Source organism: Streptomyces sp. NPDC093221, assembly GCF_044753885.1.
In the GTDB taxonomy this organism is placed as follows: domain Bacteria; phylum Actinomycetota; class Actinomycetes; order Streptomycetales; family Streptomycetaceae; genus Actinacidiphila.
Genome location: NZ_JBIVOA010000001.1, coordinates 428,697 through 443,593, shown reverse-complemented (window position 1 = coordinate 443,593; position 14,897 = coordinate 428,697). Strand labels below are relative to the sequence as shown.

The 14,897-nt window shown below is 70.3% G+C and carries 12 protein-coding genes and 2 pseudogenes; 5 read left to right on the top strand and 9 right to left on the bottom strand.

Annotation, left to right across the window (positions count from 1 at the left end; translation table 11 throughout):
• Window positions 1-83 precede the first annotated feature (83 nt).
• The 6 genes from ACIQCJ_RS01960 to ACIQCJ_RS01935 all read right to left on the bottom strand — a co-directional run bounded on the left by ACIQCJ_RS01960 (window position 84) and on the right by ACIQCJ_RS01935 (window position 5,098).
• Entirely contained in the window at window positions 84-605 is a 522-nt protein-coding gene (locus ACIQCJ_RS01960) for a Pycsar system effector family protein (RefSeq protein WP_355335860.1), read from the bottom strand.
• Window positions 602-1,405 carry a hypothetical protein gene (locus ACIQCJ_RS01955; RefSeq protein WP_355335857.1) on the bottom strand — a complete coding sequence of 268 codons (804 nt, stop codon included), beginning with the start codon at window positions 1,403-1,405 and terminating at the stop codon, window positions 602-604. Before ACIQCJ_RS01955 ends, ACIQCJ_RS01960 begins: the two co-directional genes overlap by 4 nt.
• Window positions 1,402-2,787, bottom strand: a complete 1,386-nt coding sequence (locus tag ACIQCJ_RS01950) for a hypothetical protein (protein WP_355335855.1) — start codon at window positions 2,785-2,787, stop codon at window positions 1,402-1,404. The genes ACIQCJ_RS01955 and ACIQCJ_RS01950 overlap by 4 nt, the downstream gene beginning before the upstream one ends.
• A gap of 27 nt (window positions 2,788-2,814) precedes the next feature.
• The gene (locus tag ACIQCJ_RS01945; RefSeq protein WP_355335853.1) at window positions 2,815-3,438 is read right to left on the bottom strand and encodes a hypothetical protein; all 624 of its coding nucleotides are present in this window, start codon (window positions 3,436-3,438) and stop codon (window positions 2,815-2,817) included.
• Between the two features lie 92 nt (window positions 3,439-3,530).
• Window positions 3,531-4,085, bottom strand: coding sequence for a hypothetical protein (locus ACIQCJ_RS01940; RefSeq protein ID WP_355335850.1), 555 nt, complete (start codon window positions 4,083-4,085; stop codon window positions 3,531-3,533).
• A complete protein-coding gene (locus ACIQCJ_RS01935; protein ID WP_402710397.1) occupies window positions 4,085-5,098 on the bottom strand; it encodes a hypothetical protein in 1,014 nt (337 codons plus the stop codon). The genes ACIQCJ_RS01940 and ACIQCJ_RS01935 overlap by 1 nt, the downstream gene beginning before the upstream one ends.
• 251 nt (window positions 5,099-5,349) lie before the next feature.
• Here ACIQCJ_RS01935 and ACIQCJ_RS01930 point away from each other — a divergent pair, with 251 nt between their 5' ends.
• From ACIQCJ_RS01930 to ACIQCJ_RS01915, 4 genes and pseudogenes are all read left to right on the top strand, one after another.
• A complete protein-coding gene (locus ACIQCJ_RS01930) occupies window positions 5,350-6,657 on the top strand; it encodes a helix-turn-helix domain-containing protein (protein WP_402710396.1) in 1,308 nt (435 codons plus the stop codon).
• Window positions 6,658-6,665: 8 nt separating this feature from the next.
• The gene (locus ACIQCJ_RS01925; RefSeq protein ID WP_402710395.1) at window positions 6,666-9,908 is read left to right on the top strand and encodes a TIR domain-containing protein; all 3,243 of its coding nucleotides are present in this window, start codon (window positions 6,666-6,668) and stop codon (window positions 9,906-9,908) included.
• Between the two features lie 63 nt (window positions 9,909-9,971).
• Window positions 9,972-10,092, top strand: a pseudogene (locus tag ACIQCJ_RS01920) (IS5/IS1182 family transposase); the annotation flags it as partial.
• A 396-nt stretch (window positions 10,093-10,488) separates the two neighbouring features.
• On the top strand, window positions 10,489-11,214 hold the full coding sequence (locus ACIQCJ_RS01915) for a hypothetical protein (RefSeq protein WP_402710394.1): 726 nt from the start codon (window positions 10,489-10,491) through the stop codon (window positions 11,212-11,214).
• 195 nt (window positions 11,215-11,409) lie between these two features.
• Here ACIQCJ_RS01915 and ACIQCJ_RS01910 read toward each other — a convergent pair whose 3' ends face one another.
• The 3 genes and pseudogenes from ACIQCJ_RS01910 to ACIQCJ_RS01900 form a co-directional block, all read right to left on the bottom strand.
• The gene (locus ACIQCJ_RS01910) at window positions 11,410-11,790 is read right to left on the bottom strand and encodes a Rid family hydrolase (RefSeq protein WP_355335837.1); all 381 of its coding nucleotides are present in this window, start codon (window positions 11,788-11,790) and stop codon (window positions 11,410-11,412) included.
• Window positions 11,787-12,914, bottom strand: coding sequence for an enolase C-terminal domain-like protein (locus tag ACIQCJ_RS01905; RefSeq protein WP_355335835.1), 1,128 nt, complete (start codon window positions 12,912-12,914; stop codon window positions 11,787-11,789). The genes ACIQCJ_RS01910 and ACIQCJ_RS01905 overlap by 4 nt, the downstream gene beginning before the upstream one ends.
• Before the next feature lie 139 nt (window positions 12,915-13,053).
• Window positions 13,054-13,812: pseudogene (locus ACIQCJ_RS01900) on the bottom strand (creatininase family protein); the annotation flags it as partial.
• Window positions 13,813-13,853: 41 nt separating this feature from the next.
• On the opposite strand from ACIQCJ_RS01900, the gene ACIQCJ_RS01895 reads away from it, so the two are divergent.
• The gene (locus ACIQCJ_RS01895; protein WP_355335832.1) at window positions 13,854-14,825 is read left to right on the top strand and encodes an ROK family protein; all 972 of its coding nucleotides are present in this window, start codon (window positions 13,854-13,856) and stop codon (window positions 14,823-14,825) included.
• The last annotated feature ends 72 nt before the right edge of the window (window positions 14,826-14,897 follow it).

The following is a 14,897-nucleotide window of genomic DNA, read 5'->3' as shown; positions in this document are numbered from 1 at the left end:
TCGGGCCCGGTGCAGTGCTCACGCAGGCATCCGCCAGCGTCACGCCGTCGACCGGGTGCCAGGACAGGTAAATGATCCAGCGTCTATCCGATCAGGCCCGCCAAGAGGGCAGCGGTGCAAAGGACAGCCGCCGTGCCGAAGAGGAGAAGCGCGCGCCGGATGAGGGTGTACTTAGTGGCGGCGATCCTCGACACCTCATAGATCTGGTCGATGACGGAGGCGCCCGGCGTCCGCAGGCTCCATACGAGCCGATCCTCCAGCATCTCCTTCGGGCGGGCGACGACATCGCCGAAGTAACTCACCAGGTGCGCTGGAGTCGCCGTGGTGCGGCGGGTGCGGGGGCAGACCGCCCAGCCGAGGAGGGTCACCCCCGCCACCGCCGTGCACAGCCCTGCCCACCACAGCCAGGCGACGACATCGTTGACGGGCCGGTCGTACACCCGGCCCGTGAGTGCTGTGGAGAGGGCCGCTCCGAGCGCGACCCCCGCCCCGGCCAGCAGCAGTGACGCCTTGGCGTCGGCCTGCCGGACCTCGTCGCGGGCCTCGGCCAGTAGTCGGCCCGCGTAGGCGCGGAACTCCGCGCTGTCCGGTCCCGGGCCGGTCATCGCGGATCCGGGGAAGCGGGTCCCAGAGAAGCGCGGTCCGATGCCGCGGGTTCCGACACGGTCGAGTCTGTGGCGGCGATGAACTGGCGGCACATCAAATCCTGTTCTCCGTCACTCACCACGCGCCGTACGCTGGCCGAAGAACCCCCACCAGGGTGGCCGAGCAGGACATCGGCGGCCCCAGTGACCGGCAAACTGAGTACCGCCAAGGTGGCGCAGAACCGGTTGCGCGCGATGGGCGTCGCATGGAACGTACCCACCGGGACTTCGTGCCAGGTCCCGGCCGGGAAGCGGGCGGCGCGCAGCGTGGGGACCACATCGAGGTCCTCGCCCGTCTCGTACAGTTCGTCCTTGCCCATCATCCCCGTCGGCCGGACCTCGTAGACGCGTAGGCGCCGCGCGCCGGGCGGCGCCCCACGCGGGCCCGGGTCGACGGCTCCGTACTGGGACTCCCGGTATTCGCCCGCCAGGACTCGGGAGTACAGACGGAAGCAGTGCTGGTGGATGGTCGGGTGGCCGGGCAGGCCCCGGCGGAGCCCGTGCGGCCAGAAGTGGACCCGGACGAGGCCCAGCCCAGGCACTTGGGCGATCTCGAAGGTCGCGAAGCCGGTGGGGTGCCAGAGCCCTCGGCCCAGCCGGCCCGCCCGGATCGTGGCCACCGTGCCAGCCAGCAGATCCTCGGTCACGGCGGCGGCCTCGCCAAGAAAGCTCAGGTGCGCGGGCTCCCGTCCCGGCTCGGGTATGGACAGGGAAAGGGGTACGGGTACGGCCGTGGGGTCGCCAGCCGGGGTTGAGGTCACAGCGCCTCTCCTTCCGTGGGCGGCCGCTCGGTCTCCGCCCCCAGCACCTGGTACACAAAGGCGACGCCCTCATACTCCTTGGCAGTCAGGGACGTCTCGCCCAGCGCAGCCCAGTCGCCGAACGGCGACCCCGACTCCGACGGTTTCACCTGCTCCGCGAGCTGCCCGCTCACCGCGATCAGATGCGATCGCCGAGGAAGGGACGCGAACATGGGTGCATTCCTCTCTTTCGAGGCGGTCGCCAGCCCCTGTTCCAGCCGGACCGCCTCGATCACCGCGGTGCCGTCGAACGCGGCGGCGAAACTGCGAGTGCCAGCGATCCGGCCGTAGCTGTAATCGCCCTGGTGGAGCACCATGCGGGTGCCCACGCGCTTCTCGGGCACGCGTATGGAGCCGTTGAGCTGCTCGATGAGGCTCACGAGAGCCTCCCAGCGGGTGACGATGTTCGTGATCAGCGCGGTGGTGTTGGTGAATGCGCGGTCGGGGAAGGCCGCCACGAACCCGTCGCCCGCGAACTGCGCCTGGGTGGTACCGAGGTCGCCCAGCATGGTGTGCAGTTCGTGCGCGACCCGCTTGCGGAAGTCATCCTGCGCCCGGTCTGCCGTGGTGGAGAAAGTGTGCATGTGCTCGAACGCGTACCGCAGCGCCGTCCCGTATCCGGCGAGGTCCACCACGCACAGCACCCCGCGCTCCTCGCGGTGGAACAGCTCCGGCGGTACGTCGAGACCCTCTTCTCTGATGACGAGTCGGCGCATCTCCTCCCGGAGAACGTACTCGACGTTGCTCATCAGCGGCTTGCCGAGGAACCAGCGTTCACTCCGGCCGTGCTCCTCGCCGGGACGCACCTCAGTCGCCGTCAAGTAACCCCGCAAGGGCAGGAAGACATAGCCGCGCCGCTGCTCGGGGTCGGCGAGGTTGCGGGAACTTGAGGCGTCCACGCCCACCAGGCCGTGCCGGAGGATGTAGTACGCCTTCACCGTGCTCGGGGAGCGCGGGGACACCTTCAGTTCCAGGAACGGTTTACGAGGCCGGAGTTGAGTGTCCCGCAGTCCCATCTGGTACGCGAGGTGGTTGAGGTCCCGCTCGATGTCGATGCGGCCCGCCGCCTCGGTGGCGAGCCGCAGCAGGGACCCGGCTGTCGTAGGCGGCGAGAACTCGATCGGGACCGGGTAGGCGACGAACGGCGGTGCCCAGTAGCCCTCGTCGTGCAGCGGGCTGTTGTGCTGTCCTGCGAGCGGATAGCTCGGGTGGACGAGCATCAGGTGGTGGTCGTCCTGCCAGGAGACGGCTATCTCCAGGGTCGATATGATCCACACCTGGGACGGGGTGACCGGGAGCGGCATCTTCCCCGGGCTTTCGTCGGTCAGGACCTGGTAGGTCATCTGTTCACCCTCACGGCCCGCTCGGGGTCAGATACCTGACCGGATGGCGGGCAGCGCGTCCGCCACATTGGACGACACCTTGCGACCGAACGGCGTCTCGGACCGGACGAGTTCCTCCGCCAGTCGGGACGGCTCGATCCACACATGCGGCAGCTCCAGATCGAGCGCGGCGACACGGTTGAGGAAGTAACTGAACTCGTAGGCGGTGTAGCTGTTCGACGTCTTGGAGAACTTGAGGGAGTAGTTCGTGTAGAACGGTGTCCCGCTCCAGGTCCCGTTCAGGTCGGCGATGACGTTGTTCACCCCGGTCTGGATGGCCGATACGTAGGCGTCTTGGCGGCCGACGCGCAACTGTTCCAATGCCTCTGAGAGCGCACGGAACGTGGATCCCTCTGTGAGCGCCAGGACCGGGCGGGTGCCGCCGTCCGGGGCGGCGGCCAGTTCGTCACGGGTGAGGATGAGCGACGCGTAGGGGAACATCCAGGTATCCCAGGTACCCGCCGGGTGCGGATCCACCACGAGGATCTGCCTGGCGTTGTTGACAACCACCTGGGGGGCGGTGAGCGCGTACCTCTGGGGGACGACGGCGGCGTCCAGGCTGTCGTCGTTGAGGTCCGAGTCCTGGTCCCAGGAGTAGTCGGCGTTGGTCATGGGGTCCTCATCTCTGCTTACTGCTTGATGTCCCCGCGGTCCGCGAAGACGTTCTTGTTCTGCGGTTCCCCGGTCTGCGGGGCGGTCGCGCTCTAGGGGCCGCGCAGGTGTTCGATCTCCTGCTGGGCGCGGGTCTGCGCCCGGGAGAGGAAGTCGTCGGTCGGTCGGAAGTCGGGGTTGCCGGTGTACCGGAACAAGGGAGTGCGGGTGCGCGCCGACCCGGAAGGCATGACCTCGGTGAGCGGCACGGGCGATCCTGCCGGAGGCGGATGGGTCTCGGCGGTGAGCACCGAGACCCACACGGTGCCCAGCCCCTGCTGAAAAGCAGCCAGACAGCGGTGGACCCCGTCAAGGATCATCAACCCGTTTGGGTGACGCTCGACCAGCGGGCCGAGCAGCAGTGTGCCGCCGGGGGGCGGGCCGGTGAGGACGGGCCGGTACGGGGCGATCCCGGCTCGGGTGAACGCACGTAGCAGTGCTTGGGCCGATGCGTAGGGGGCGGGTGCGACCAGCCCGATCACGCTGCTGAGGCAGCGGAGACCGACCCGTTCGTGTGTCACCTCAACCGCCCCGAAGCGGTCGCTCCAACACTCGGCCACCGCCTGTCGCCAGGCCCGCGCCGCCAGGTCCGGGGAGAGCGGGGTCATCAGCCACCCTCCGACGGCGCGGGGCGACCGGGGATCGGCCAAGGCGACTCGTCCAGCCGTGAGTCTGCCCCGTCAACCACCGAGAGGACCACCAAGTCGCCTGCGGGGGTGCCTAGATGGCAGAGGTCCCCTGTGAACGTACCCCGGTCGCCCTGGTGGAAGTCGCCACGGTCACGCATGTGACTGACGAGGACTGGGAGCCGGCGGGCCACCTCACCGGGCAGCGCGGCCGAAACTTGTTCGGGGACGATGCCAAGCAGGGTCGGCAGATAAGCGCCGTGCGCGTTCGCCACCACCCGGCCGCTCACCGTCACGCCCCGCAGCAGCATGCGGGCAGTGGTGAGGCCGGCGAGGGGCGCGTCGGCGGGGTCCTCGTAGCGAAAGAAAGGGCAGAGGATGCCCGCACCGGTGCGCAGCCGGATCCGCCAGTCCTTGCCGTGCTCTCGCAGACGGGCCTCGGGGTGGGCGCAGCCGTGGGCCATCAGCCGTCGGGTGATACGGATGGCCGCTTCCGGACCCACGTCGAACACCACGTCGTAGTCATGCATGCTCCTCACGGTGGGATCCCCTATCTGCAGGCGGGCCGATCCCGTGAGTCCGAGCGGGCCCGCAGGCAGCGTGTCGCCCAGGACGCGGGCCAGCTCGGCGAGATGGGACTCCGCGTAGCGGCGCAGGAAGGAGTCGGGCACCGTGTCGGTGCGCGGGTCGACGGCGGCGGACAGGTGCAGGTCGACCTGGGAGAGCGGCACGATCGACTTCGCTGAGAAGGGGTGCGCGTGATCGAAGCAGGTGCCCGTCGGAAAGCGGACCAACTCCCTCTTCCGCTCGGACATCCCTCGCCCGTCCGCTACGTATGCCTTGCGGTACCGAGACCCGAACAACGCATACCCGCCCGCCGAGGACGGTACGAAGGCCAGTTCCCCGACCACGTGTCCGGGTGGGTGGCAGTGACCGTGCACCGCCAGGATCCGGCCGTCCTTCAGTAAGACGTAATCCTGGTCCCGGATAAGCATCCTGTTCCCTTCAGCGCCGTCCGGGCGCCGCGGTGCCCGGGGTCCGTGATCCCACTCGCATTCCACCTGCGCCTTTCATCGTGTCGGAGGTGGTACCCGCCGATGGTTTTCCGGCGCACTACGGGCTACTGCCCGCGCGACCTGTCAGCCGTGATCCACAGTCCTCCCAGGATGGGCCGATACCGCACGCGTGCCCAGGTATTGCCCGCTAGCCTTGTCATTCGGCAACAGGCAAGACCTTGGAGCGCACCGTGGAATCCTTCGGCACGCGACTGCGCCGGTACCGGGGCGAGCGGCAGTGGTCCCTGTCGGATCTCGCCGCGCGGACGCACTACTCTCCTGGACACCTGAGCAAGGTGGAGAACGGCCTGCGCACGCCAACTCGGGAACTGGCAGCGAGTTGTGACGCAGCGCTGAGCGCCCGTGGCGGCCTCCTCGCGGTGCTAGGTGCGGGCCGAACCGACGACACCGCGCGAAGCGCGGGCGGCCCCGAAGGGTTGGCGTCCGCGGGGGCGTTATCCGACGAGGCCGCCCTGCCCGCACTGCCCGCCACACTGTCCGACGGTGCAGCCACCCCGGTCGTCGCGGCGCTGACAAGCGTCCTGGACGGTCTGCGGGCCACCGCGCAGAGCGCCGGTCCGGGGGCCGTACTGGAGAGTGCGGCCGCACAAGTGCGTGCCCTGCGCGGCATGGCGGCGCACGCCCACGGCGCCGAAGCCGAGCGACTGCTGTCCCTGGCCGGCCGCTATGCGGAGTTCATCGCCTGGATGTGCCAGGAGGCCGATGACGAACGGTCTGCCTTAGCCTGGGCGCGCACTACGACTTCCCTCGCACGGCACGTCGGCTCGCCCGACATGGAGGCCAACGCCGTCCTGCGGCGCTCCCTGCTCGCCCTCTACTGCGACGACGGCGCCGCCACCGTCGAACTCGCCTCCGCTGCGGCGTGCTTCACGGCGTCCCCGGCCACGCAGGTGCGGGCGTTGCTACGCCTGGCCCAGGGCCACGCCCTCAACGGCGACGACCTTCGCTGCCGCCGCGCGCTCGACGAGGCGGACAGCCTGCTCTCCGGCCCGGCCATGCGTTCGCCGGCGGGTCCGGTTCAAGGCTCGCTTCCGGGTACGGCGCCGGCCGGGACCGCCCTCGCCGCCGCGTCGGGCACCATTTATGCCGGCGGTCACGCGAGCAGCCGCTACGGCACCCGGCACGTCGCGGATCCCGCCGCCATGGCGAGGGGCTGGTGCCTCCAAGTGCTCGGCCACCACAAGGAGGCACTCGGTCTGCTGGGTGCCGAGGCGCGGCGCATCCCGGCCCACGCGCACCGGGCCCGAGCTCGGTTCGAGGTCAGGGTCGCGCTCGCCGCGCTCGGCGCCAACGACGTCGACCGGGCGTGCGCCACGCTGCGCGACATTCTCACAGTCGCGCCGGGCCTCGACTCCGCCACCCTTCGCACCGATCTGCGCGGCTGTGTCCGGGCCCTGTCGCGGCACCGCCGCGATTCGACCGTGGCAGAGCTACTGCCTGAGGTCGCCCGTCAGGCGTCCCGCCGTCCGGCCGCGTGACCGCTCCCGTGCCCACCGGCATCTTCATCAACTACCGCGTGGGCGACTGCGAAACGGAGGCGGCGCTACTGCACCGTCTGCTGGCTGACCGGTTCGGCGACGATCAGGTGTTCTTCGCCAGCAGCTCCATCCAACTGTCCGCCGACTTCACCGAGGCTCTGCCCCAGGGCCTCGCCCGCTCCTCCGTCCTGATCGCGCTGATCGGACCGGAGTGGCTGACCGTCACCGACGCCCACGGAACCCCGCGGATCCAGCTGAAGGAGGACTGGGTCCGCCGCGAACTCGCCTACGCTTTTCTGCACGGGATCCATGTTGTCCCCGTTTTGGTCGACCGAGGGCGGCGTATCCGGATGCCCTCGGCCGCCGAACTTCCCGACGACCTGGCCAGGCTGGAACGCTGCCAGTACCTGCGGATGCACTACCAGAACCTGCGGCTGGAGCGCCTCTTCAAAGAACTCGCGGTGCTGACACCGCAGACCTTCGCCCGCCGCGTCTTTCTGCCCGCCGAGGAGCTTCCCCCCGAGCCCATCCCCAGCATGCTGCTGCGAGCTGAGTACGGCGTGGTGCCCTTCCACGGCAGGGAGGCCGAGCAGGAGGAGTTCCGCACCTGGTGCGAGGAACCCGCGGGATCGGCCGTACGTCTGGTCACCGGCCCCGGCGGCCAAGGCAAGACCCGTCTCGCCCTGCACCTGTGCCAACAGGCGACCGACCGGGGCTGGTTGGCCGGGTTCGTCGATGAGTCCTGCGCGCCGGACGACCTCACCGTGCTGGCCCGCTGCACCGCACCTCTCCTGCTGGTTCTCGACTACGCCGAGGCCCGCGCCGAGCAGTTGCTCCTCCTCGCCACCGAGTGCGTACGCCGCGACGCCGAGGCCGGGCCGGTGCGTCTACTGCTGCTCAGCCGCGCTGGCGGGGAGTGGCAGCGCCCGCTCGCCGAACATGCCGACGACCGGGTCGCCGTCATGTTCGGGGCCATGACGGAACGCCGGCTCGCCCCACTCGTACCGTCCGAGGCCCGGCGACAGGCCGAGTTCGTAGGCGCGGCACAGGAGTTCTCGGCACACCTGTCCGGCACCCGCCCTGAGACTGCCGTGGTCCCCGCCGACCTTTACGCCACCCGCTATGACCGAATCCTGGACGTGCATGCCGCCGCCATGGTCGCGCTGCTCGAACAGGACGAGTCGCTGGGCAACGCTCCTCCGGCTTCACCCGACCCGGTGGCTCGGGTGCTCGCTCACGAACGCCGTTACTGGAAAAGGCTGCTGGCGGTACACGGGCTTCCGGAAGACACCTCGCTGCACGCGGACGCGCTCATCGCGGTCGCGACGCTCTTCGGGGCCGGCACCGAGGAGGGAGCGCTCGCCTTGCTGTCGGGCACCCCCACCTTCGAGGACGCATCCGTGCCATTCCGGCGCCGCCATCTGCGCTGGGCCTCGGCCGTCCTCCAAGGCGGCCCCGGACTGCACCCTCTGCGCCCCGACCGGCTCGGCGAAGAACACATCTCGCACGTCCTGGCCTCCCTCCCCGAGGTGGCCACCGCCCCCCTGCCGGGGCTGGATGACGGCCAGGCTCGCCGGGCGCTGACCGTCCTCGGCCGCGCCGCCATACGTCACCCGGTGGCGGCCCGCGCCGTCGCGGCGCTGCTCGCCCACGACATCGACCGTATGCTCCCCCTGGGCATGGAGGTCGCGCCCCAGTTGGAGAACCCGCGCGTCTTCGCCCGGACACTGCTGGACAGCCTCCAGGCGCACGACGACGACCACACTGTGCGCTTGGTCCTCACCCACCTGCCCGACGAGAGTGTCGCCCTCGCGGACCTGGCAGTGCTCGCCAGCGAACTCACGCTGGACAACGCCAAACAACACGCGTCCATCAGCCCGGCGGCCACCGCCCGCCTGCTGCTGCATTACACCTACCACCTCAAGAGCAGCGGGCGCCGTCGAGAAGGCCTGCGCGCGGCCGAGGAGGCGGCGGGGCTCTTCGAACAGCTCGCGGCAGCCAGCCGCCAGGCACATCTGGCCGACCTCGGCCGCGCCCTGCACAGCCTCGCCGTCATGCTTGACGAGACGGGCGAGCGGAAGCGGGGTCTGCGCACGATCCGCCGCGCCGTCGAGGTGCGTAAGGAGCTGTGCCAGCGGAGCGACGTCTACCTTTCCGAATTGGCGCTGTCGCTCGATGTCCTCGGTGCCGACCTCGCCGAAACGGGCAACCGGGCCGATGGCCTCGCGGCTGGCCGTGAGGCCGTACGAATCTTCGAAGGGCTCGCCGCCGAACGCCCATTGCTGTACGAGGCACAACTAGCGACTGCCCTCGGCAACCTGGCACTTCAGTGGGAACGCTTCGGCGATTCCGGCGAGGCGTGCGCAGTCTCCGCGCGCTGCGTGAACGTATTACGCCGCCTGTCCGATCAGAACCCGGACGCGCACCTGCTCAAGTATGCCGACGCGCTGAACCATCACGCCTCCGCGCTGGTTCGGGAAGGCCGGCGCACGGAGGCGCTCGACCCCGTCGCGGAGGCGGTCGAACTGTTGCGCGGCCTCGTTGAGACGGACCCGGGACTCGCCGAGGACGCTTCCAATCCGAGTGTCCGGCTGGCCTCGGCGCTCGTCAACCAATCGATCGTGCAGTCCGCGAACGGCCTGCAAGCCGAGGCGCTCGCCTCGGCGGTGGAGGCGGTCGAGGCCCACCGGCGCCTGGCCGAGGCCCTGCACGGCGTGTACCGGCCACGCCTGGCCGTCGCGCTCACCACGCTGGCCGCCCGGCACGGCGCGGCCGGCAATCTCAAGGAGGCGCTAGCGGCTGCCGTCGAGGCAGTCCGTATCCGTGGGTCCGACGAGGAGGGCCGCCCGGCCGACCTCGCGCACGCGTTGGGCAACCTCGCGGCGCTGCTCGCTCGGGCGAAGCAGTGGCCGAGCGCCGAGCAGACCGCTGCCGACGCCGTGGCGGTCTACCGCTCGCTTCCCGACCTCGACGAGCAGGCCCACGTCGAGGCCCTGGCGAGGGCGCTTCATACCCGCGCCGCGGCGGCTAGCCACGTCGAGGGGGCCACCGACCGCATGATCGAGGCCATCGACGCCTCAGTGGAGCTGCGACGCGCGCAGGCCGCAAAGCGCGGGGGCAGCCACGAAGCGGTCCTCACCAGTGCCCTGTTCGCCCAGGCAGTCCTGCACGAACGGGCTGGCCTGCCTGATGCTTCCGCGATCCGCACCGAGGCGAAGCGCCGGGACGATCTTCAGAAGCCCACGTCCTAAAGGGCGTTGCGGAAGTGTTGGTTTGGGGCCTTCCTCCCGTGTGGGTGGGTGTTGAGGGCTGAGCGGGCGTGGGGCGGTGAGGGGCCGCGGCTGGGGCGGCCAGGGTGTCTGCCGCTGGCCGAGCGGGTACTGCTGGGGGTGGTGTGTTACCTGCACCAATCTCACGATGAGGCAGTTGGCTCCGTCAGTTTGGGGGCAACCCCTCATGGGCTCGGATCTCGCGTCCACCACCGGCAGATGGTGACGGATCGCATGGCGAGGACCGGACCGTCGTCCCTCCCTGGCCCCAGCCGTCATAAGGCGTGATCTGCCCGCAGACGGGGCCTCTTGTCCGAGGTGTGGGGCAAGATCGCACGGACGACATGGCCTCGGGGCTCCTGCAGGCCGAGAGAGGAACCTCCGGAGGGAAAGCATGCCGAAGATCTCGATGGGTCGGCGCGTGGGCCAGGCGGCCGTGAACGCGGTGCCCGGCCTCCTTGAGGTCAAGGGCGGGGAAAAGTGGCGTCGCGCCAACGGCTGAGCGGTGCCTGTCGGCCACCACGGCGACACATGGGCGGACGGGAACGTCCCGGTCTGCTGCGTGGTGTATGAGCCGGACAGCAAGAGGCTCTTCTGGGCGAACGCAACACAGCAGCTCCGCCGATCCGGACCCTTCAAGCGTCCGAAGGCGATCGGTGTCAGCACCAATTCGGTACTGGCTGACGGCACCATGGCGTCGTTCGTCGCACACGCCCAACGCCAGGCTGGACGTTACCGGGGCAGGCAGGCCGCTCTCACCCACCTGGGAGAGATGTCCGGGATCGACTTCGAGCCGACTGACCACGTTATGCACTTCGTCAATGGACTCGACGAGGACCTCATCTTCTGGAAGCGCAGAGGGGACGGACTCGCCACCCTGCTGCACAGCGCACTCGACTGGGAGCCGCATCTGGTGACCCTGGCATCCCTCATGCGCTCCGAGATGCCGCCCCCGGACTGCGGAACGGACGACGGGGCCGCAACGCGTACCTGGAATGACCTCGATCTGTCGTCTGCCGACGACTTGGAATTGAGCAAACCGGAGATCATGTGGGTGGCGCCTTGTTTCATGTCCGCACAGCAGGCAGACGAGGAATCAGATGATCTCTTCGGTTCTGAAGAGTGCGACGGCTGCCCGAGTTGCGGGGCGAAGAGTCCGCGGAGCACGCGAACATTGCTGCGAACTCCTCGACGGATACGTCATCGACCGCATTCTCGCCCGGATCGACGCCGAGCCCGACCTGCTCCGTCGCTCGAATTCGGCCATGCGCGAGAACGGTGGACTTGAACCGGAAGCACGACGGTTGGCGATGTTCTACCTGATCGACTGCGTCTACGTCGGCAGTCCCACACCCCCTCTTGACCAGCAGGTCCGGATCAGGAACGCATGCCGTGGCCCCCGCTGCTCTCAGCGGGGGCCAACGACGTTCTGGCATGTCGGACAAGGCCGTCGTATGCACCCGACGGCGGAGCCCGGGCGGGGTCAGGTCGGGAGGAGGGCGACGACGTCGATTTCCACGAGGATGTTCATGAGGTCGGAGCCGACGGTGGTGCGGACGGGGTAGGGGGCGGTGAAGAAGGGGCGGTAGGCGGCGTCGAAGGCGGCGAAGTCGCGGTGGAGGTGCTGGAGGTGGACCGTGACCTTGACGACGTCGTCGAGGGTGAGGCCGCGCTCGGCGAGGACGGCGGTGAGGTTGCGGAGGACCTGGCGGGTCTGGTCGCCGACGAGTTCGGGGACCTCGCCGGTGAGGGGGTCCTTGGGGCCGAAGCCGGCCGTGTAGAGGAAGCCGCCGGCGACGACGCCCTGGCTGTAGGCGCCCGCGGGCTGGGGCGCGTGGGCGGTGTGTACCGCTTCCTTGGTCATCCGGTCAGATCCCCGTCCCGCTCGTTGGCCTCGGCGAAGTGGCGCAGCTTGTCCTCGTCCACGCTGACTCCCAGGCCGGGCCCTGTGGGTACTCGCAGACGGCCGTCCGCGAGGTGCAGCGGCTCGATGATGTCATCGGCGTGCAGGTAGTACATGCTGTCGATCGCGCGGGAGAGCACGGGGGTGCTGGAGACGACCGCGAGATGCGCGGCCGTCGCGATGCCCAGCTCACCGCCGCTGTGCAGGTTCATGCCGAGCCCGAACGTCTCGCAGTGGGCGGCGAGCGCCTTGGTGGCGGCGATACCGCCCCACTTGTAGACGTCGCCGTGGATGACGTCGACCGCGTTGAGCCGCATCGCGGGGGCGAAGTCCTCGAACCGTACGACGCACATGTTGGTGCACAGCGGTATCCGGACCTTCGCCTTCACCTGGCTCATGCCCTCGATGCCGACGCAGGGGTCCTCCAGGTATTCGAGGTCCAGCTCCTCAAGGGCGATCCCGGCGCGTACCGAGTCCGGGACGGACCAGGCCGCGTTCGGGTCCACCCGCAGATTGATGCCGGGCAGGGCGGTGCGCAGCGCCCGCAGGATGGCCACGTCGCCCGCGACATCGGTGGTGCCCTTGAGTTTGACGGCGCTGAAGCCGCCCTCCTCGACCACCCGCGTCGCGTGCTCGGCGAGCTGTCCCGGCAGGGCGGCGGCGCTCGCGCCGGGCGCGTCGGCGCGGGTCACCAGGGCGGTGATCGGCACCTCGTCGCGTACGGGACCGCCCAGCAGGTCGGTGAGCGACTGGCCGGTGGCCTGGCCCATGGCGTCCCAGCAGGCCACGTCGAGGGCGGCGATCGCCGCGTACCCGAGGTAGCCGTGGAAGAAGGGCACCATGTGCTGCTTGCGGTGGAAGCTCTCCAGGGCGAACGGGCTGGTGCCGATCAGATCGTCGGCCATCGCCCGGACGATCGCCGCCACGGGCCGGCCCCACATCGTCTCGCCCCAGCCCTCGACACCGTCGTCGGTGCGGATCCGCACGACCGTCCTGGTCTCCCCGGTCTTGGTCTCGAAGGAGCTGGTGAACGGGTTGAGCAGGGGCAGATTGACCACCCATACGTCGACGTCAGTGATCTTCATTCTTCTCCTCAGCTCGGATGGTGGCCGCGTCGGGGACAGCGGTGGCCGCGTCGGCCGCGGGGACAGTGGTCACGTCGTCGGCCGCGGGTACGGTGACCGCGTCAAAAGCCCCCGCGGTCGCCTCGTCAAAAGCCCCCGCCGTCGCCTCGTCAAAAGCCCTGATCGCCCGCGCGAGCCCCACCGCCCGGTCGGCCAGCAGCCGGCGCCCGGCCCCCGCGTCCGCGCCGGAGGCGTCGTCGGTCGATCCGCCGACCCGCGCCCACTCGCCGTGGCGCTCCACGGTCAGGCCCGGATACGGCGGGTTGTCGAAGAGCGGCGGCGGTTCGACCGGGGCGCGGGCGGCGACCGGGGTACGGACGAGCTCCGGGTGGGCGGCGAGCATCAGGGAGGTCTCGAACCAGCCCGCGTGCCCCGGAGTCACCTCGGGCCTGCCCCCGTCGGGCTCGCCGTCACCGGACGTGACCGTCCAGTACGAGCAGGCCGCGACGGTGACGTCGGCGCGCAGCGCGAAGCGCTTCACGGCCAGCCGCATGATCTCGTCGTTGCCGCCGTGCCCGTTGACGACCATGATCCGCCGGTAACCGCTGGTCACCAGGGAGTCCAGGACATCGTCGAGTACGGCGCCGAGCGTGGCGGCGGACAGCGAGACGGCGGCGGCGAACAGGTGGTGCGGGCTGTGGCCGAACGGGAGGGCGGGCAGCCGTACGAGCTCCGAGGGCGTCGGGTCCCGGTCGAGCAGCGCGGCGGCGGCGTCGAGGACGGCCTCGGCGAGGAGCGTGTCGGTGCCCATCGGCAGGTGGGCGGCGTGCTGCTCCTGCGATCCGATGGGCAGCAGGGCGATTCCGGTCGCCCCGGCCCCGCGGACTTCGCGCCAGGTCAGCCGGGTCAGATCTCTCACAGCGCTACCTCCCGGAAACCGTGTCGTGGCAGAGTCGGCGCATGGTCCATGAAGGTTCTCCGTTGCGGCTGGTGCCCGAGCCCGCGCCGGGGACGGTCGCGCCCCGGCCGCCGCGGACGCTCGGAGCTGTCGAACTGGTGCCCGGACGGGTCCGGGCGGCGGTGCTGACGATGTCCGGCGCGGTGCTGCGCCGGGCCGAGGCGTCGTACGACGCCGCCACGGCCCTGCCCGCCGACATCGACGCGGCGCTCGCGCTGGCCGCCGAGGTCTTCGCCGGGTACGAACCGGTCGGGGTCGGGGTGGCGGCGGCCGGGATCGTCGATCCCGGCGCCGGTCTGATCACCGAGGTCAACGACGTACCGGCGCTGCACGGCTATCCGGTGACCGCCCGGCTCGCGGCGCTGACCGGCGCCCCGGTACGGGTCGAGCACCGGGCCAGGCTCCAGGTGCTCGGCGACCGGTGGTTCGGCGCCGGGCGTGGCCGCCGTACGTTCGCGTCGGTGTCCACCGGTGAGGTGCTGGGCGTCGGCATCCTGTACGACGGCCAGGTGCTGGCCCCGGCCGGCGGCCGCAGCGGCGCCCATATGACGGTGTCGGCCAGCGGCGAGGCGTGCACCTGCGGCGGGCGCGGCTGCTGGAAGACGGTGGCCACCACGCGCTGGCTGCGCGAGCGCGCGCGGGCGGCCGGGCTCGGCGACGGCGCCACCCTCGCCGCGCTGGTGGAGCGCGACGACGAGGCGGCCCGCCGGACGGTCGAGGAGTACGCGGAGAACGTCGCCCTGGGGCTGATCAACGTCCAGCACTTGTTCGCGCCCGGGCTGTTCGTCCTGCACGGCGAGGCGCGCGAGGGCGGTGAACGGTTCCGGACGCTGATCGAGGAACGGCTGCGCTCCGACGTCGCCTCGGCCGGGGCCTCCGCGGGAGCCGAGCTGCCGCAGGTGCTGGTGAGCGGCGCGGCCGTGGACGATGTGGCGCTGCTGGGCGGCGCGGGGCTGGTGCTCTCCCACCTCTAGGCCCGGCCCCGTCGCCGAACCCGCCTCCGGACGCACCACACGCCGCATCTCCGGTCCCGCTTCGGACCCCAC